The sequence below is a fragment of the Flavobacterium sp. IMCC34852 genome (genome assembly GCF_030643905.1).
Taxonomy (GTDB): Bacteria; Bacteroidota; Bacteroidia; order Flavobacteriales; family Flavobacteriaceae; genus Flavobacterium; species Flavobacterium rivulicola.
Genome location: NZ_CP121446.1, coordinates 2,635,910 through 2,656,502 on the forward strand (window position 1 = coordinate 2,635,910; position 20,593 = coordinate 2,656,502).

The window sequence follows — 20,593 nt, forward strand, 5'->3', positions numbered from 1 at the left end:
TGCCGGCAGGCAGGTTTGGGATTTTTTATTTGTGATTAAAACTATTAAGTTTTCTGTGGTTTCTTTCTAGCCGCCGGAAACAACACATTATTTAAAATCAAACGGAAACCCGGTGAAGTTGGATGCAAGTCGAGAACTGTTGGCTCATCGCCTACTCGATGCTGGTAATCCTCAGGATCATGACCGCCATAGAAAGTAAAAAATCCTTTTCCTTTTTGACCATGAATGTAACGCGCTTCGTCATTCAATTCGTTTTTACCCAACGTCAACACATTGGATTTAATCAAATTGCTGTCGAAAGAAGTAGTTTGACCCATAAAACCTTTCACCAATTGCGTGTGGTTTTGGCACAACATACTCGGGATCACATCCCATTTGGCAGAAAACTCCATTAAGGTGAAATAATCTTTTTCAAACGGAATTCGTCGTTTCTCTGTCATGTCAATATCCGAAAACTCGTAGTGTTCCGGTTTTCTGTCTAAAATAAAATTCTTGAAGGCAAACGTTTTGTTGTAGTCAATTTGAGATTGGTAATTCGCATCGCTGTTATCGCCGTCAAACATCGGTTCGCAAATATCAACACCTTCAGCAGCCAATGCAATATCAAAACTATCTGTGGCCGAACACATCGCGAACATAAAACCGCCTCCGATTACAAAATCTCGTATTTTTTTGGCCACAGCCAATTTCTCTTGAGAAACTTTAGGAAAACCTAATTTGGCTGCCAACGCTTCGGCATCTTTCTTTTGTTCGATATACCAAGGCGCATTTCGGTATGCTCCGTAAAATTTTCCGTATTGTCCGGTGAAATCCTCGTGGTGTAAGTGCAGCCAATCGTATAGAATCAATTGATCGCTCAAGACTTCTTCATCATAAACTACTTTAAACGGAATTTCTGCATAGGTCAACACCATTGTCACGGCATCATCCCAAGGTTGTTTTCCGGGTGGCGAATAAACTGCAATTTTGGGTGCCTTTTCTAAAACTACCGTTTCCATATTTTGAGACGGACTCGATATTTCTTCCAAAATCGATTGCATTTCTCCATCAGTTACCACTTCAAAACTCACGCCTCTGATTTGACATTCTTTGCGAATTTCAGGCACATCGGGCAATAAAAAAGAACCGCCTCGGTAGTTGAGCAACCAACTCGCTTTGTACTGTTTGTCTAAAGCCCAATAGGTAATCCCGTAGGCTTTGAGGTGATTTTTCTGCGCTACTTCATCCATCGGCAATAATAAAAAATTCGCCTTAACGGAAAAGGAAAGCAGTATAAAGAAAATATAAAGTGACTTTTTAAACATTTTAAGTAATATTACCACCCAAAGATAACAGATTTACTGTGAACTAAATCATAAAAAAAATCCCGAGATTAATCGGGATAGTATTTTAAAAAGGAACATCACTGTCATCGTCATTGGAATTGATATTACTTCCGAAGGCTTCATTCGCTGATGGGAGATTTTTCGTGAAAAACGGATTGTCATCGCTGTTCATTCGGGAAGGCAAATCGTCAAATCCGCCGCCGTATTCTTCTAAGTTGTCAAACTTACCAAGGTTTCCGATGAATTTCAGACGGATATTTTCTAACGATCCATTTCTGTGTTTCGCAATAATGAATTCGGCCTGACCGGCAGTTGGTGATTGTTCATCATCATCCCATTCATCAATTTTATAGTATTCCGGGCGGTAAATAAACGATACAATATCGGCATCTTGCTCAATCGCACCGGATTCACGTAAGTCGGATAACAAAGGCCTTTTGCTCGAACCACGGGTTTCAACAGCACGCGATAACTGTGATAACGCAATAACCGGCACTTCCAATTCTTTGGCTAAGGCTTTTAAGTTTCTGGAAATGGTGGAGATTTCCTGCTCACGATTGCCGCCGCCTTTACCATTGCTGCCACCTGCGGTCATCAATTGAAGGTAGTCGACTATAATCATCTTGATGCCGTGTTGAGACGACAGACGTCTTGCTTTGGCTCTTAAATCGAAGATAGAAAGCGATGGCGTATCGTCAATATACAATGGGGCTTTTTCTAGGTCTTTTACTTTGGTAGACAATTGCTCCCATTCATGTTTTTCTAACTTTCCGGTTCTTAGTTTTTCTGAAGACAAACCGGTTTCTGAAGAAATCAAACGGGTGATTAATTGCACGGATGACATCTCCAAAGAAAACAAGGCTACAGGATGACCAAAATCAATGGCCATATTACGCGCCATCGACAATACAAAAGCAGTTTTACCCATACCCGGACGCGCTGCAATGATAATTAAATCTGAGGGTTGCCAACCGGAAGTGACTTTGTCCAGCTTTTCAAAACCGGTAGCCACACCACTTAATCCTTCTTTATTAGCGATTTCTTCGATTCGCTTTTTGGCTTGGATGACCAAACTTTGTGCGGTTTCCGAGCTGCGTTTGATATTGCCTTGGGTTACTTCGTATAGTTTGGATTCGGCTTTGTCTAGTAAATCAAATACATCGGTAGATTCGTCATAAGATTCTTCAATGATTTCGGAAGAAATTTTGATTAAACTTCGCTGAATGTATTTCTGTAAAATAATGCGTGAGTGAAACTCGATATGCGCTGAAGATGATATCTTTTGCGTGAGCTGAATTAAGTAAAAATCACCACCGGCTAACTCTAACTTTCCGTTCTTTTTGAGTTGGGCCGAAACTGTTAACAAGTCAATAGGCTGAGAATCTGTGAATAACTGAAAAATAGCTTCAAAAATATGCTTGTGAGCGTCTTTATAAAAGGCATCGGGTTGGAGAATGTCTATTACCTCATCGACTCCTTTTTTATCAATCATCATAGCGCCCAAAACCGCTTCCTCCAAATCCATTGCTTGTGGCGGTAGTTTACCTTTCTCTAAATTGATGATGGTAGTTTTATCTACTTTGATAGGGTTAATATTTCTGAGATTTTCCATGAAACGAAAGTAGCTCTTTTTATAAAAATTTTGGAATTGAGTTATTCAAAATCAATGTTGATAAGTTTGTCTTTTTTGTTAACAACCCAAAAAAAATCCGAAACCATTGGGCTCCGGATTAAGATATAATTTGTCAGAATTTATTCCTTGTATTCGCCCATTTTACTGTATTTATCCATCCTTTGAGACACTAATTCTTCTGTTGATAAATCTTTCAATTCATTAAAGGCTTTCATAATATATTGTTCAACCGTTTTGAATGTCGTTTCTTTATCGTAATGAGCGCCACCTAATGGTTCCGGAATGACATCATCTACCAATTTCATTTTTTTCATATCGGAAGAAGTCAGTTTCAAGGCTTCAGCTGCTTGTTCTTTGTATTCCCAGCTTTTCCATAAGATAGACGAACAAGATTCGGGAGAAATCACCGAATACCAAGTATTTTCCATCATTAAAACTCGGTCTCCAACACCTATTCCTAAAGCACCACCGGAAGCACCTTCACCGATAATCACACAGATAATCGGCACTTTTAAGCGCACCATTTCCAATATATTTCTGGCGATGGCTTCTCCTTGTCCGCGTTCTTCGGCTTCTAAACCGGGATAAGCTCCGGGAGTATCAATTAAAGTTACTACAGGAATGTTGAATTTCTCGGCCATTTTCATCAAACGCAAAGCTTTGCGATAACCTTCAGGACTGGCCATACCGAAATTACGCAATTGGCGCATTTTGGTATTGATTCCTTTTTGTTGTCCGATAAGCATAAACGACTGACCGTCGATTTTACCTAAACCGCCAACCATGGCTTTGTCATCTTTGAAATTTCTGTCGCCAAACATTTCTAAGAAAGTGCCTTTGGTAAGATTGGTTATATGCTCTAAAGTATATGGTCTATTAGGATGACGTGATAATTGAACACGCTGCCAAGCTGTTAGGTTTTTGTAGATTTTCCTTTTGGTTTCTTCTAATTTTTTTTCAATCTGTTTACAAGTTGCGGTGACATCAACGTTTGATTCGGCACCGATGATTTGGCATTTATCGAGTTGTTCTTCTAATTCTTTGATTGGAAGTTCAAAATCTAAATATTCCATAGGGTTGTTTGTTTTGTTTAATCGAATAGCAAATATAAAATTTTAAATTGTGATAAAAAGCAAATCTTCCGGATTAGTTTTAAACAAAAAAAACCTTGCTTAACCTCAACTTAATTCTTTCTTTCTGCTTTTTATGATGGCATTTAAGAGAACAGTCAGCAGAATAATGGCGGCTCCGATGTAGAACTCAAAGCTCATTTTCTCTTTTTCTTCGAAAATTAAAACGGCCAAGATGATACCGTATATCGGTTCCAAATTAATCGTCAGCATGACAGTATACGGACTTAAAAATTTCATTACTGCGGTTGAAGCTATAAAAGCATAAGCGGTACAAACGGAACTGAGTATCAATAAATAGATCAAATCTTTGACGGAAAGCTGAAAAAAATCGGTCGAAAAACTACCGAAAAACAACAAGAGAAAAGAGAAAAACACTACGCCACCGCTGAGTTCGTAAAAAGAAATTACAGTAGCGTCATAAGATTTAACCAACCGACTGTTGATAACGGCAAACAAAGCCGACAAGAAGGCGGACAACAAAGCAAAACCGATTCCGAATAAGAATTGATTGCCACCATTAAAAATGGCAGACCATACTCCTTCTGTTCCGGTATCGGCAGAAACAGCTACGAAATACAATCCTATGATGGCCACAAGTCCCGAGAGTAATTCATACCAAACAATCTTCTTACCGTATAATATCGGCTCTAATAATGAGGCAAATAAAGCTCCGGTGGAGAGACAAGCCAAGGTAATCGAAACATTGGATATTTTTATTGCATGAAAAAAAGTAAACCAATGCAAGGCAATGATTAAACCTGAAAAAAGGAACTGAAAGAGGATTTTGGTCGGAACCTTAAGCGGTAGTTTTTTATAGTAGGTATAAATGGCGATAAAACCAACAGCAAATAACATTCGGAACCAAACCAAAGGAAGCGCATCAAGGGTTATTAAGGCTCCGAGTATGGCGGTAAATCCCCAGATGAATACAATCAAATGAAGGTGTAAATAGCTTTTGATATTATCGTTTGGCATTTCTTAAAAGATAAATGGCTAGGAGTCCGAAAACGATGTTAGGTGTCCAAACCGCGAGCAAAGGCGGTGCTGTAGATTTTTCGGCCAATACCCCAAAAACCTTATCCAAAAAGACAAAGGCGAAGGCTAAAACAATTCCAATAGCGAGGTTGGCTCCCATTCCGCCTCGGCGTTTCATAGCCGAAACGGCCACTGCTATAATTGTCAGAATAAAAGCGGAAACCGGTATACTGTATTTTTTGTACAACACTACCAAATAAGTATTGATGTTAGAAGAACCGCGGGCTTTTTCTTTATCGATGAACTTGTGCAACTCATTTAAAGGTAAAGTTTCTGCTATGTAAACCAAAGGCGTTAAATCTTCTAAATCAAAATTAAAAATAGTATCTTTTTTTTCTCCGCGTTCAATGATATCTCCATACTCACCTACTTTTCTTTTGCTGTAACTAAAGAGTGTATAGTTCTTAGTTTTTTCATTCCATTTGATGCGGCTGGCTATTAGTTTGTACTTTAGTTTATCACCTTCAAACTTTTCCATAGAGAAGTTGAATGCCATTTTACTGACTTCATTATAACCGCTTACAAACAAGTATTCGTCTTTACTGATTTGGCGGAAAACATCTGAATTATCACGCATTTCATTTTGTCCGTTACCGATAAGGTATTTGTACCTAAAATTCTTAAATCCGGCACTGGCACTAGGTACCAAATACACACTCATGATTAAAGCAAAAAAAGAAACTATAGTAGCGCCAACAATGTAAGGTCGCATGAATCTTGTAAAGGAAATTCCCGAACTTAAGATGGCTATGATTTCGGTATTGTTGGCCAATTTCGAGGTAAACCAAATCACTGAAAGAAACAGAAATATGGGAAATAATAAATTGGCAAAATAAATCGTAAAGTCGAGATAATACCAAGCAATTTCATTAAAAGGTGCTTGGTTTTCAATCATTCTGTTGACTTTTTCCGAAACATCAATCACAATTCCGATAGGAATAAACATCAGCAACATTACCGAAAATGTAGCTAAATATCGTTTGAGGATGTATTTGTCAATTATTTTTAACATTGTGTATTTGGTTATTTGATAATTTGGTTATTCGGATTTACTAATCACCGAATAACCAAAATACCGAATCAACTATAGTCTTTGGCTCATTTGTTTTACCATCATGTCTTTCCAGGTTCTGAAATCTCCGGCTAAGATATGTTTTCTGGCTTCACGAACCAACCACATATAGAATCCTAAGTTGTGAATGGTGGCAATTTGTTTTCCTAAATATTCATTCGCAGCAAATAAATGACGTAAATAAGCTTTAGTATACTCGGTATCGACAAAAGTGATTCCCATTTCGTCTATCGGAGAGAAATCTGCTTCCCACTTTTTGTTTTTGATATTAATGGTTCCGTTAGCGGTGAATAACATTCCGTTTCGGGCGTTACGGGTTGGCATCACACAATCAAACATATCAATTCCCAAAGCGATATTCTCTAAAATATTGATTGGTGTTCCTACGCCCATTAAATACCTTGGTTTGTCATGGGGTAAAATGGCGGTAACGACTTCGGTCATGGCGTACATTTCTTCGGCCGGTTCCCCTACAGATAAACCCCCAATGGCATTTCCTTGCGCTCCTGCATTGGCAATATATTCAGCCGATTGCGCTCGCAAATCTTTATAAGTACTTCCTTGAACTATTGGAAAAAAGGTTTGTTCATATCCGTATTTGAATGGCAACTTTTCCAAGTGATTGATGCATCGGTCTAACCAACGATGTGTCATGTGCATTGAACGTTGGGCATAACGATAATCACATGGATAAGGAGTACATTCATCAAAAGCCATAATGATATCGGCTCCAATGGTACGCTGTATTTCCATGACATTTTCGGGTGTAAACACATGGTATGAGCCGTCGATATGGGATTTGAATTTTACGCCTTCTTCTTTGATTTTTCTATTGGCTGAAAGTGAATAGACTTGGTAACCACCGCTATCGGTTAAGATGTTTCTGTCCCAATTCATGAACTTATGCAATCCGCCGGCTTTTTCAAGAATATCGGTTTGCGGGCGAAGGTATAAATGGTAAGTATTTCCCAGAATAATATCGGGATTGATTTCTTCTTTCAGTTCTCGTTGGTGTACTCCTTTTACGGAAGCTACGGTTCCAACGGGCATAAATATAGGCGTTTCAATCACGCCATGATCGGTGGTAATACTTCCGGCACGCGCGCTTGAATTAGGATCTTTGGCTAATAAATCAAATTTCATAAGGGTAATTTACAGCTCGCAAAGATAACAGAATTAAGATTTAGTCCCGACACTTCAGGATAGGATTTAGGATTTTATTTAACAAATGCGGATGAGAGTGTATAATTAATTGTTTGGCAAATAGAATTGGTAGTGATTTTTCATACACTATCCATACCTTTGGTATGCTTTATCTATGACTAAAAGACAGTTTTTAAGAAGTCATTTTACAATTGGTCAAATGGGTATTGAGTACTTCTTCTAAAGCCTCTTTATAATCGCGAACATGATGCTTTTTCATCAAATAATTAACCCCTAAATCGTTAAAATGTTTGACTAACTTTTTGGGATATGCACCCGAGACCATTACAATAGGTATCGTTTTGAGTGTATCCGACTTTTTAATGATTTCCAAGATTTCTTGGCCATTGAGTATGGGCATATGCACATCTAAAAAAATAATATCGGGTTTTTTCAATTCGGTCTCCAATACCAAGAGCATAATTCTCCCTTCGGAGAAGCCTCTAACCTTGTGTCCTAATTCTTCCGCTACTTCTTTGAAGAAGTCTAAATCTTCATCGTCATCGTCTAAATAGAAGATTGTTTGTGATTTTTCCATATTTCTATTTTTTTTATAAAACTACTTGAAAATCAAAAGAGCAGCGTTACATAATAATTTGGTATTTTTATAAAATTCCAACCTTAAAAACACAATTTATTTCAATCTATGCCCTAAGTTGTTCTGCTTAAATTTATTATTAATAACCCTTTGATAACTAATTTATAAAACTTTTGCGGCTTGCAAAAAATAGAATTACTTTTGAGCCCAATAATTTATATCTATTTATAATGTCTAACACACAACATTTACAAGATTTCACAACACAAGTTCGCAGAGACATTTTGCGTATGGTACATGCCGTAAACTCGGGACATCCGGGTGGTTCATTGGGCTGTGCCGAATTTTTCACGGTGTTATACCAACACTTATTGAAAAGAAACCCTGAATTTGAAATGAACGGCATCGGTGAGGATTTATTCTTCTTATCGAATGGTCACATTTCTCCTGTTTACTACAGTGTTTTGGCCCGTTCGGGTTATTTTCCGGTGTCAGAATTGGCAACCTTCAGAAAGTTGAACACGCGTTTACAAGGACATCCAACAACTCATGACCAATTACCGGGTGTAAGAATCGCTTCGGGATCGTTAGGTCAAGGTTTGTCGGTTGCTATTGGTGCGGCCCAAGCTAAAAAATTGAACAACGACCCTAATCTTATTTATTCCCTTCACGGTGACGGAGAATTGCAAGAAGGGCAAAACTGGGAAGCTATTATGTATGCTTCAGCAAAAAAGGTAGACAACTTAATTGCCACAGTGGATTACAACGGACAGCAAATTGACGGTTCTACAGAGGAAGTATTGAGCATGGGTAATTTAAAAGCCAAGTTCGAAGCTTTTGACTGGGATGTATTGGAAATCAAAGAAGGCAACAACATTGAAGCTATCATTGCAGGAATGGAAGAAGCAAAAAGCAGAACAGGTAAAGGAAAACCGGTTTGTGTATTATTGCACACGGTAATGGGTAACGGTGTTGATTTTATGATGCACACTCACGCTTGGCACGGAAAAGCGCCAAACAATGACCAATTGGCTGTTGGTTTGGCACAGAATGCTGAGACTTTAGGAGATTATTAATAGTGGTCAATGGTCTTTTGGCAGTAATCAGATGAGAAAGATTCTATGGATACTATTGTTCTTTATAGGGCAAAATGTTTTTTCACAGGAATATCACTTTGATTATATGTCAACCTATGAATACCGTCAACACGAAAATGATACTTTATCACAAAAAATAATTACCCTTGGAAATTCTGCAACAGAAGATTATGTTTTAAGAATCCTGATAAAAAATAATAAAATATGGTATGAATCTATCATTGATTTTGTTAAAAAGGAGGATTTTCAAATTCATAATATCAATGAAAAATTAGAGGTTGATAATAGTCTCGTAGTTGACAAGGGGAAAGCATTAGAAATTATTGATTGTGAAAATTACACTAATAAGTACAACGTAGAATATGTTACAATTAATGGTGTTAAGGTAATTAAAATCACAAGGTATAAAAACAAGAAGAAGAAAAAAGTTATAAATGAATGTATTATTTATACAAAACCAACTAACGTAACTAAAAATCAGCATTTCAGTTTTCCTCGATTGATATTCCCATTGCGGTGTGCTAAATTCAAATTAGAAAACGAAGATTTATTTAGCGAAGTTAATTTTATAGAGGATAATAAAGAGTTACACTTTTACAAACTAATTGATTTCAAAACCATTGATTTCAAAATAAAAATTTAAAATGAAAAAATACGAAAATACAGGAAGTAAAGATACCCGTTCAGGTTTTGGCGCAGGCATGACCGAATTGGGACAAAAAAATGAAAATGTCGTAGCGCTTTGTGCGGACTTGATTGGTTCGTTGAAGTTTGACGATTTTAAAAAGAACCATCCGGAGCGTTTTTTCCAAATTGGAATTGCCGAAGCTAATATGATTGGTATTGCTGCCGGTTTGACCATAGGCGGAAAAATTCCGTTTACGGGCACTTTTGCCAATTTCTCTACCGGAAGGGTTTATGACCAAATTCGTCAATCGGTGGCTTATTCTGATAAGAATGTGAAGATATGTGCTTCGCATGCCGGATTGACTTTAGGAGAAGATGGTGCCACCCACCAAATCTTAGAAGATATAGGTTTGATGAAAATGTTACCTGGTATGACTGTAATCAATACTTGCGATTACAACCAAACCAAAGCGGCTACTATTGCTTTAGCTGACCACCATGGTCCGGCCTATTTGCGTTTTGGTCGTCCGGTAGTGCCTAACTTCACTCCTGCTGACGAACCTTTTATAATTGGAAAAGCGATTATGCTAAACGAAGGAACTGATGTAACGATAGTTGCCACAGGACATCTAGTATGGGAAGCTTTAATTGCAGCAGAAGCCCTAGAAGCTAAAGGTATTTCGGCCGAAGTAATCAACATTCATACTATCAAACCTTTAGATGATGAAGCCATTTTAAAATCAGTTGCTAAAACCGGTTGTATCGTTACTGCTGAAGAGCATAACTTTTTAGGTGGTTTAGGCGAAAGTGTTGCCAGAGTATTGTCTTTGAACCATCCTACACCACAAGAGTTTGTAGCGGTTAACGACAGCTTCGGAGAAAGCGGTACTCCTGAGCAGTTGATGGAGAAGTATCAATTAAACCACCAAGCCATTGTTGCGGCTGTTGAAAAAGTGATGAAAAGAAAATAAGTTCTTTTATTTTTGACCATAAAAAAGTCCCGATGTTATCGGGACTTTTTTATTGATACTATTTTCTTTACGGATGACAAGCAGCACTCAAATGCACTTTTTTCCCATCAGCTGCGCACAGTGGAATATCATTGAACGGAAAGGCAGTTTCGGTTAGTGGATTTATAATCTCATTTTTGGTTATAAAAAAATCACCGTCATCATCAATGTCTAAGAAATCGGGAACTCCATCTCCGTCTGTATCATCAATATTAACTTCTCCTTCTTCTAAAACCCTCACATAACCATCACCATTTAAATCTTCTTGAAAAGAGTAAATATCATCTCCATCATTATCAACTCTTTGAATTTCATATAATTTGAAAGAAAAAATGAGCGGAGAATAAGCCGGAATTGTAGTAGAACTGCTGGCATAATAGCCCAATCCTGAAGGAAGGAACATAACTCCTGCCCCAAAATCAGCATAAGTTAAAGTACCGTCCGGGTTTTCTGAATAAGTACCTGCTTTAAAATTAGGAAAAACTTCACCCCAACCTCTAATGGTAGAAGACAGCGTTAAAAAGGTTTGTGGATTGATACTTTCTTCAAACTGTTTCAATTTTAAAACCTCTACTTCCGCTCCGTCAACAGTTTCTTTGGCAGTGTATAAATACTGACCCACATAAGCTGATAATACTCTGTCAACATTACAAGGTGTTTTGGCTAAATCAGCTTCAGAAGGCGGGTTTACCGAATTATCTCTATCAACATGACCTCTTATTTTTAAATAATAAAGTTTGTATGTAATATCATTGGCATCTACTGTAAAATCGGTAACCAAGTCGGGACTGTTCCATATAGAAGTTTGTGTGCCGCCTGCTGGTATTTTGGTAAAAGTAACGCTTTGGTCATCGGGGAAACCCGGGTGATCAACCACTGTATAATAATGGGTTTGCAAAAACTCTTCAATCTTATCTAGATCTGCTTCATACTGTGTAGCATAATCACGTAGAGGCTCTGTTTTATCATCATCTTTAGAGCAGGAAACTACCAGCAATACTAAGGTAAAGCAAGCTATAGTTTTTAAAAAATTATTCATTTTTGTTTGATTTTTGAGCACGCAAGATACAATATTGATTTATTTTTGTGAACTATTTAACGTTGATTTTGGAAAAAAAATGAGAGTTGATAAATATTTATGGTGTGTTCGTTATTACAAAACCAGAAACATGGTAACCGAAGCCTGTCGGAAAAATCAAATCACGGTAAACGGACAGGTTGCTAAGGCTTCCAGAGAAGTTTTCCCGATGGATAAAATCACTTTCAGGAAAGACCAAATTACTTATACTATTTCGGTATTAGATATCCCTGCTAATCGCGTTGGGGCTAAATTGGTAGACATTTACCGCAAGGATGAAACACCACCGGAGGTTTTTGCCCATTTAGAATTACTAAAATTATCCAAAGAACACTATCGCAAAACCGGAACCGGAAGACCTACCAAAAAAGACCGAAGAGATTTAGAAGATTTTGAGTTTGAGGTGGATGATGACTAGAACATAGAACAATTATTTTCAACTAAAAAAGCTTAACTTTTTTAAATAAAAAAACCCATCAATTACTTGATGGGTTTTTCATTATTAAGAGTTGTTAATTATCTTTTAACCACACGTACAGTTTGTACTGCATCATCTTGGGTTACAACCACGTTATAAACTCCTGATGGGTAGTTGGTACCAATTGGAGCTTTATCCAATTCGGTAACAGAAGTAGTTCTTTGCTCCACTAATCTACCAACCATATCGTAAACTTTTATAGCAATTACTGAAGTACTGCTAGTTTTAACGTCGATCATAAAGTTAGCTGCAAACGGGTTAGGGTAAGCAGTAGCTTTGAACGGCTCTACAATAGTAGTCGAAACTTGTCTTGCAGGAACCGGAGTAATGATAGTACAATCTTTACCAAAGTCAGTGTACACTCCGAACAATTCCATTGATACTCCTACAGTGTAAGTTGTACCAGGAGTTAATCCTGTGAACATACTTAAAGTAAAGTAAGGAAGTGAACTAGTTACTGTTTGTGTATAGTTTACATCACCAAACTCATCGTATCCGGTTAATCGGAAACGGTAAGCTGTTGCTCCAGGGAAAGGAATAACATTGATTAATTCAGTATCTGAAGTTACTTGGTAATCCTCACATTGAGAAGCAATCAAAGAAGACTCCGGTGCTTCCGGTGTGAATACTGAACAACGCTCTCCGTATTGTGACCAAGCTTCAAAGCCAGCCAATTTAACACGAACTTGAACATCTACTAAGTATTCAGTATTATACTGGATAGGTAAACCGATTACATCAGTCAACTTAAAGTTAGGCACTGTACGCTCTACCAAGTAAGTTACTGTTGGCGCACTGGCTAATGCTACTCTAAATCTGTATAAGTTAGTTGAACTTACACCATTAGCATTGATAGTAGAATTAACAAATACTAAAGTGGCTCCACATTGAGAAGTTACTACTTTAGTAGTTCTAACCTCTGTAGTGGTAAGCGAACAAGTAGAACCGTAGTATCCTTGAACATTACCATCTAATACAACCGCAACTCTAATAGAGAAAGTAGTACCATAAGAATAGTTGCTGGCATCTGTTAACTTAAAGTGATGTTGGCTACTGAATACAATAGATACTTCACCTGTAGACATATTAGTTACTTCAAATTGGTAACCAGTAGTCGTATAACCAGGGATGCTGATATTAGTACAGTTAATTTGGTTATTCAAACCATTATTGATACTTCCACAAACATTAGATTCAATGTTAACTACAACAGGAACAAATGAAATTTGGAAAGTCACAGGCGCTCCAACACATCCGTTAGCTACTGGTGTAATAGTTACTGTTGAAGGTGTAGCCGTTGGGATAAATGAAGGAATCTCAGTTACTCCGTTTACATCAGCTAATCCTGAAGCAGCACCACCACTAATGTTAAAGGTAACATTTGATGGAGTACCTACTAACGGAATAGCAGCAGTTGCGAAACCGGTATAGTATGTTTGGTTTGCAGGCGCAACAACAGTTGGTGTAGGATAAACTACTGCAGGAATTGTTGAGCTTGATTTACAACCGTTTCCATTAGTGATTTCTAATGTATAGTCTCCTGTAGCAGCCGGTGTAGCATTAGCAATAGTTGGGTTAGCCAAAGCAGAAGTAAATCCGTTTGGTCCTGACCAAGCATAACTGTAAGCTGCCGGTGTAAATGTTAAACTTTGTCCGTTCAAAATACTAGCCGTATTGAATGAGTACTGTAATGCAGAAGTACTACTGTAGTTCAATCCAATTGTAGCGGTTTGAGCGTTATCGTATCCAACTACCCCATAAATGATGTCCGGATATACTAAGTGTATTTGACTTGTTGTTAAGTCTAACTGAATTTGGAAAGTAACAGTACCTGTTCCTGTAGCACCGAAGTTGTCTTCTTGTGTCCATTGAACAATGAATTTGTTACCAACTGTTTGTGTTCTGATAGAACCTCCTGTACCAGGTGTTAAATCATCCCATAAAGCACAGATGGTAGCTGCAGTACCTGCTAGGTTAGCAGTACTTCCAGGTAAAGCAGTATTGGTAAATCCAATATTACCGGTGGTAACACCAAAAGTCATCGCACCATTATTACCCACTAAAGCAGTAGTGTAAGGAGTACCATTATAAATAAATGACGGAATGGTTATACCATGCTCACTATCATCAGAGATAGCACCTACAGAAGTACCTGTAGCACTGATATCGATAAAGGCTACATTACTGTTGCTGTTTAAAGTATATCCTTGTTGAACAGCTACTGAAGAAGCAAAATCTAAAGAGCTTCCTTCACAGATAGGCGTATTCACAGACAATAACGGAGCTGTTGGCAACGCGTTGATTCTCAAAGTATAAGTAACTGCAGGACCTGTACATCCATTCGCTACCGGTGTGATAGAGATTGTTGCAGTTCCGGCCGCAGTTGGTGTAAACGAAGGGATTTGAGTCACTCCGGTTTGGTTAGCCAAACCTAAAGCAGCACCACCACTGATGTTGAATGTTACTCCACTAGGCGTTCCTGTTAAAGGAGTAGCCGGTACAGTAGCATCAATACAGTAAGCTTGAGCAACCGGTGCTACAGCTGTAGGAGTAGGATAAATGGTTAATACAGCAGCTTCGCTAGTTACCGTTGAACAGTTAGTTACTGTAACAGTATAGCTTCCTGAATTCGCAGGAGTTGTACCTGTTAAAGTTAATGTAGCAGTAGTAGCAGAAGCATTACCTGTAATAGCCACATTATCTTTGTACCATTGGTAGCTTAAAGCAGTAGCACTAGACGCAGCCACACTTAAAGTAGCTGTGCTACCTTGACACAATTGTTGTGTAAGTGGTTGAGTAGTAATTACCGGTGGTGCAGCATCGACAGATACGGCAACAGAAGCAGAAGCTGTACAACCTGCATTTGAAGTAGCAGTTACATCATACGTAGTATTAACAGCAGGATTAGCAGTTGCTCCTGCAGTAGAAGCTGTAAATCCTGAAGGTGTTGATGACCAAGCATAAGTATAAGTTACAGGAGCTACCGGAGTAAATCTGTAAGTTTGACCACTTGCCGGTTTAGTTGCTAAACCGTTAGCAGAAGTTGTAGTACTGATAGCCGGAGAAGCTGTAAGGTCTTGTAATGAAATAAAGTTACTGGTAGCAGTTCCCATTAAACCAACAGAAGCACCACCTGACCCGCCAGGGTTACCTGCCGGTAATTCATTTCTGTAAACCAATTCAACAGCATTAGTACCTTCATATAATTTCACTTGGAAAGAGATGGCATTTTGACTAGAACTCCAGTTCCATTCCATATTTAACCACTCTACCGTTAATACTCTGTTAGGTGCAGAACCACTTACTTGGTAAGTAATTCCGGAAGCAGAACATTGTAAATCATCCCAAAGTGGAGCAATACCTGGTCTAACTCCTGAAGTAGTAGAGTTCAAAGCATTAGATGCTGTACTACTACCGGCTCCGAAAGAAAGTAAACCATTTGAATTCACTCTAAAGTTTGTATAGTTTGTTCCACCATAGTTAAATGTGAAGCCAATAGGCAATGCACCTGAAGCAGTATCATCTGCTGTTCCTGATATTGCAGTAGCAACAGTTCCTGCTAAAGGAGTAAATGACCCACTAACCGCATTAAATTGGTAAGGAATGGCATTGATTAAATAAGACACCCCACTTAAAGGAGTTGGTGTAGCATTTAAAGTCACAGGGTTACCCGGACAAACAGTAGCCGCAGAACTTGTAGCAGCTAAACTAAAGGCACCACCTACAGTTACAGTAGCTTGTGCTGTATTAGTACAACCATTAGAGTCAGTACCAGTTACAGTATAAGTAGTAGCTGCTGAAGGTGTAACTGCAATAGAAGTTCCTGTAGTTGTAGTGAAACCACTAGCAGTCCAAGAATAGCTACTGATATCGCTTCCGGCCGCAGTTAAAGTAACCGCAGGACCAGGAGTACAATAAGCCGCTGAACTAGGAGATACTGTGATAGTAGGATTAACTACAGAAATAGTAGCAACCGCTGATTCAGCATCTGGACACTTGTTAGCCCCAGAACCGGCACCGGTTACAAATGCTTTGTAGTAATAATTACCAACAGGCGTAGCTGCAGTAGTTGTTACTGATAAAGTATTAGAGCTAACTCCTGAATAAGAGGCGCCTGTTGGGAATCCTGCAGCAATAGTGTTCCAAGGACCACTTGCTGAAGTTGCATATTTCCACTCAACAGCCGCTACAGAACCTGTAGTTGAAATACCGAAAGAAGTGGCTGCAGCACTTGGTGCACTACATCTTACAACCGGAGCTGATGAGAAATTATTAGTTAAAGTTACCGGAGTATTCACTGTTAAGGTAGCAATTCCACTGTCTAAGAAGAAATCTAATTGACATTTGAATTGGTAACCATTGTGAGCAGTAGTAATTCCGGATACTGATAATGTTTTAGGACTAAAATCATTAACGCCAGCAAAGGTTAAACCAGAAGCGTCAGGACCGTCAAAAATATCATTGAAACTGGCACCACCGTCAGTACTCATTTGCCATTGTACATTGTAAGGCTCATCACCTGTAGTTACAATACTGAATGAAGTACTTGATTGACCACAAAGATTTACATCTGCAGGTTGTGTAGAGAAACCGGTGTTAGTTACGTTTAAGATAGCTTCAATAGGAGTTAAAGTAACACATGGCGCTAAACCTGTCACCAAACATCTGTATTGGTAAGTATCAAAAGCTAAAGTAATGTTTTGAAGACTTAACACTGCAGTATTCTCTCCGGAATAGTTAGGATCAGCAGCTAAAATATTTTGCCATCCGTCAACATTGTTATTTACTTGCCATTGGTAAGTAACCAAGCCTGTAGTTACTACTTCAAAAGTAGTTAACTGACCCGGAGAAACTGTTCTTGATGCTGTACCTGATACAATAGTTCCAGGCTCATTTACAGTCACAGTTACTTGCTGAGTACTAGAACATGCCGGTACTGTTGTATTACTGGTAGCCGTAACATTGTAAGTAGTAGTTTCAGTTGGACTAACCATAACAGAAGCACCTGATAAAGTAGCACCGCCACCTACCGGTGTCCAAGCATATGAATTACTTTCTAATGAAGAAGCCGATAATGTACCTGTAGTACCATTACAAATAGTAATTGGTGCTGCACTAAATACCGGTAATTGATTCACTGCAACAGTAGCGCTTCCTGAAACAGAACATGATCCAAGTGACGCTTCAACAGAAAACTGAGTTTGAGCAGTTGGTTTAGCATACAACGTAGTAAAATTACCTGTTGTGTAAACACTAGTTGCTGCTGCATCAGTATACAAAGGTGTCGCAGGGTTAGAAGACCATGTAAGTGTAGCAGGAACACTGTACGATATAACTAATCGTACTTCTCCAAAAGTAGCGTCTATAGCGTCACCACCATCATTAAATGATTCACTTAATAGTAAATTAACTGTACCACTTGTGGCTGTAAAACCAGGTAATGCAATGCTAGCAGTTGAAAGTGTACCGCCGGTTAGTGTTGAAATGGATTCAGCAGGGTCAAGTATATGGGCACCCGATAATCCTACTCTAATTTCACTCAAAAAGGAACCACCGATGGCGCTAACATTATCCAAAACCAATTGAGCAGAAGAAATAACAGCTCCAGATGGGATACCCGTAATTTCTAAAGGCACTGAAAGTGTTACTGATCCATTAGAACTTAAATTGGTACCAAACGATAATGGCGATGTAACAGAAATATTTCCACCCGTTGCATTTAAAGTAACTGTTGTACCGTTACAAACAGTAGCAGCACTTGAAGATAGAGCAATAGCTGTTGGGCCGGGTTGAACTGTAATAGCAGAAGAAACCGAAGGCGCCACACAACCGTTAGCATCTGTTCCTACTACCGTATAAGTAGTAGCAGATGACGGAGAAGCATTAACAACACTTCCGGTTGTAGCTGATAATCCGGCAGCAGGAGACCATGCATAAGTAGCTGCACCACTAGCTGTTAAAGCTACTGGAGTACCAGGATTACAATATAAAGCTGATGTAGGTGCTACTGTTACTGTTGGCAATGCATTTACTACCACTGTTACATTAGAACTACATGAAGCCCCACATGAATCACTTACAACACAAGTAAAGTTGTAAGTTCCTGCCGGTAAATTAGCAGTAATCGTTGCAGCATCAGGATAAACTCCTCCTGCCCCATCACTCCATGCATAGGAATAAGGAGCACCTCCACCGGAAATATTAGCCGTAACCGTAAAGTCACTTCCCGCACAATTTGGTGACGTATAAGTAGCCGCAGCACAAACTAAAGGATTAACGGATACAGTAACCGATGCCGGAGCAGCGTCACATCCATTATTTGAAGCTACCACATTAAATGTTTTGGTAGCGGCTATAGGATTAGTAGCAGTAGATTGACTAGTAGCATTTACTACATCTCCGGCAGGCGACCATGTAAAGGTAGCCGTTGGAGGAGTAAATACATAAGAAGTACCTGCAACCGGTGCAATATTATTATTATCATTAGCAGCAGAAGTGCTGGCAGTATTTGATGACAAAGTGATGCTTTGATACTGAGCAGAAGAACCTGTAAGTCCAACAGAAGCTGAACCTGAAGCACCTCCAAAAGCACCGTAACGGAATTCCACTTTGTTGCTTCCTTCATACATCCAAGCTTGGAAAGTTGAATTCGCAGGACCGGTTGTAGCTCTTGGGCTGGTTACAAACCATTGTACCACAAAAATTCTATTAGGAGCAGAACCGATAGTCAATACTTTCACATTACCGTCTGTTCCTGTAGCTAAATCATCCCAATGAGGGTATAGTTTAGGTAAGTTGGTAGACTCAGTTACTTGATTAGAAAAATCACTGCTACCTGCTGCTCCAAATTTTAACCATCCGTCAGGAGAAACAGTATAAGTAGTATAATCAACCCCATTAAAATTAAAGGTGAATGGTAAAGTCAAAGAACCCGAAGCTGTATCATCAACATTGGTTCCTATTACTTGGGTAGCGCCAACCATTGGGTCAAGAGCAGCTCCTGAAGAAGCAGCAAAAGCATAATTATTAACCGTTGATGGTATAGAAGCGAAAGCATTAACCGTAGTAGTTCCTCCAATACAAACCGTTGGAGGTGTAGCCGTAGCCGATACTCCTTGCGGAACACCAAAAACAGTTACTGTTGCTGTAGCTGTATTTTGACAAGCATTCCCATCAGTACCTGTTACAGTATAAGTAGTAGTTGAAGTTGGTGTAGCTGAAACTATTTGTCCAGACGTTCCAGATAAGCCGGCAGCCGGACTCCAAGTATAAGTAAGTGCGCCACCTGCAATTAAACTAACTGCAGTTCCTCCCGGATTACAATAAAAAGAAGCGGATGAGGAAACCGTTACAGGCGGTAATTGATTTACTAAAACCGTAAATTCCGGAGTGGTAAATGTACCTCCTCCTGAACATATAATATCACATACATAATAAGTAGTAGCTGATAAATTACCCGTAGCTTGTGTAGGAGCAGTACCTAAGTCAGTATAAGGTCCACCCGGAGTAAGCGATGATTTCCATTGACGGCTAATTCCTGAAAAAGGATAAGTAGTGCTTAATGACAAAGTCGTCCCTGTATTAGCACATAAGGCAGAAGTACCTGTAATATTTGCCGGATCAGGAGTTCCTGTACAAGCCGGTACCGATTCTGACAATGTAACATTGTCAAAGTTCAAATAGTAATCACCCGATGACCAAGAAGCCGAAAATCTAATGTAAAGATTTCCTGCCGGTGGCGTGAATGAATGGGTCTTGCTAATACAAGATCCATTTTGAGTTTCTTGTGATACCGTTGCAATAGTTGTCCACGGCCCTGCAGTGGAAGAAGCATACTGAACATTAAAAGAACCCCATGGATTAGTTCCCACTGTATTGGCACTCCAGTTCGCTGCTTTGTAACTGTAGCCTATGGTGATATTACCACCAGTTGCAACACCTACTAAAGGCGAAACTAAATTACCAAATGTAGAACTTGAATACAAGTTAAACCTCATAGAGCCACCGGTGCCACCGCAAGCAGTAGTACCCGTAAATCTGGAAAAACCTGTCCAACCCGTAGAGTTGACATCAAAGTTTTGTGAAAATGAAACTTGCGCCGTTATCGTTTGCATCGAAATAAGATTCAGCGCAAATAATAAAATCACAAACCACATTTTACGCAAGCCAAACAATGAAATAGGGCTATTCCCTTCATTTGACTGCCACAAACCGAATCCCGTCGTTGAACGAGAATTCAAAATAGTGTAGTTGTTAATCATAATTTATAAAATTGGGTTAATAAGAAATGTGAATGTATATAAAATGTTAATTATATCTAAAATAATAATTAGCATATTCGATTAAAAGTATCTTATCATCGTT

The 20,593-nt window shown here is 38.8% G+C and carries 13 protein-coding genes; 4 read left to right on the plus strand and 9 right to left on the minus strand.

The window, feature by feature from the left end; translation table 11 throughout:
• Positions 1-44: 44 nt before the first annotated feature.
• The 7 genes from P7V56_RS11415 to P7V56_RS11445 form a co-directional block, all read right to left on the minus strand.
• The gene (locus P7V56_RS11415; protein ID WP_171221942.1) at positions 45-1,304 is read right to left on the minus strand and encodes an asparagine synthetase B; all 1,260 of its coding nucleotides are present in this window, start codon (positions 1,302-1,304) and stop codon (positions 45-47) included.
• 85 nt (positions 1,305-1,389) lie between these two features.
• The gene (dnaB, locus tag P7V56_RS11420; RefSeq protein ID WP_171221943.1) at positions 1,390-2,937 is read right to left on the minus strand and encodes a replicative DNA helicase; all 1,548 of its coding nucleotides are present in this window, start codon (positions 2,935-2,937) and stop codon (positions 1,390-1,392) included.
• Between the two features lie 140 nt (positions 2,938-3,077).
• Positions 3,078-4,031 carry an acetyl-CoA carboxylase carboxyltransferase subunit alpha gene (locus P7V56_RS11425; protein WP_171221944.1) on the minus strand — a complete coding sequence of 318 codons (954 nt, stop codon included), beginning with the start codon at positions 4,029-4,031 and terminating at the stop codon, positions 3,078-3,080.
• A gap of 105 nt (positions 4,032-4,136) precedes the next feature.
• Complete coding sequence (locus tag P7V56_RS11430) at positions 4,137-5,066, minus strand: DMT family transporter (RefSeq protein WP_171221945.1); 930 nt, start codon at positions 5,064-5,066, stop codon at positions 4,137-4,139.
• The gene (locus P7V56_RS11435) at positions 5,053-6,138 is read right to left on the minus strand and encodes an LptF/LptG family permease (RefSeq protein ID WP_171221946.1); all 1,086 of its coding nucleotides are present in this window, start codon (positions 6,136-6,138) and stop codon (positions 5,053-5,055) included. Before P7V56_RS11435 ends, P7V56_RS11430 begins: the two co-directional genes overlap by 14 nt.
• Before the next feature lie 72 nt (positions 6,139-6,210).
• Positions 6,211-7,341 (minus strand): tRNA guanosine(34) transglycosylase Tgt, encoded by a 1,131-nt coding sequence (gene tgt / locus P7V56_RS11440; RefSeq protein WP_171221947.1) that lies wholly within the window; start codon positions 7,339-7,341, stop codon positions 6,211-6,213.
• Positions 7,342-7,534: 193 nt separating this feature from the next.
• A complete protein-coding gene (locus P7V56_RS11445; RefSeq protein WP_171221948.1) occupies positions 7,535-7,939 on the minus strand; it encodes a response regulator in 405 nt (134 codons plus the stop codon).
• A 230-nt stretch (positions 7,940-8,169) separates the two neighbouring features.
• On the opposite strand from P7V56_RS11445, the gene P7V56_RS11450 reads away from it, so the two are divergent.
• Genes P7V56_RS11450 through P7V56_RS11460 form a run of 3 tightly spaced genes read left to right on the plus strand, consistent with a single transcriptional unit; the run spans position 8,170 to position 10,634 of the window.
• On the plus strand, positions 8,170-9,015 hold the full coding sequence (locus tag P7V56_RS11450; RefSeq protein WP_171221949.1) for a transketolase: 846 nt from the start codon (positions 8,170-8,172) through the stop codon (positions 9,013-9,015).
• A gap of 31 nt (positions 9,016-9,046) precedes the next feature.
• The gene (locus P7V56_RS11455) at positions 9,047-9,679 is read left to right on the plus strand and encodes a hypothetical protein (RefSeq protein ID WP_171221950.1); all 633 of its coding nucleotides are present in this window, start codon (positions 9,047-9,049) and stop codon (positions 9,677-9,679) included.
• 1 nt (position 9,680) lies between these two features.
• The gene (locus P7V56_RS11460) at positions 9,681-10,634 is read left to right on the plus strand and encodes a transketolase family protein (RefSeq protein WP_171221951.1); all 954 of its coding nucleotides are present in this window, start codon (positions 9,681-9,683) and stop codon (positions 10,632-10,634) included.
• Between the two features lie 67 nt (positions 10,635-10,701).
• Here P7V56_RS11460 and bamM read toward each other — a convergent pair whose 3' ends face one another.
• Positions 10,702-11,712, minus strand: coding sequence for a BamM family beta-barrel-assembly machinery protein (bamM, locus tag P7V56_RS11465; protein ID WP_171221952.1), 1,011 nt, complete (start codon positions 11,710-11,712; stop codon positions 10,702-10,704).
• A 79-nt stretch (positions 11,713-11,791) separates the two neighbouring features.
• On the opposite strand from bamM, the gene P7V56_RS11470 reads away from it, so the two are divergent.
• Positions 11,792-12,169 (plus strand): RNA-binding S4 domain-containing protein, encoded by a 378-nt coding sequence (locus tag P7V56_RS11470; RefSeq protein WP_171221953.1) that lies wholly within the window; start codon positions 11,792-11,794, stop codon positions 12,167-12,169.
• A gap of 98 nt (positions 12,170-12,267) precedes the next feature.
• On the opposite strand, the gene P7V56_RS11475 is transcribed toward P7V56_RS11470, so the two are convergent.
• Positions 12,268-20,490, minus strand: a complete 8,223-nt coding sequence (locus P7V56_RS11475; RefSeq protein WP_171221954.1) for an NIDO-like domain-containing protein — start codon at positions 20,488-20,490, stop codon at positions 12,268-12,270.
• Between the last annotated feature and the right edge of the window lie 103 nt (positions 20,491-20,593).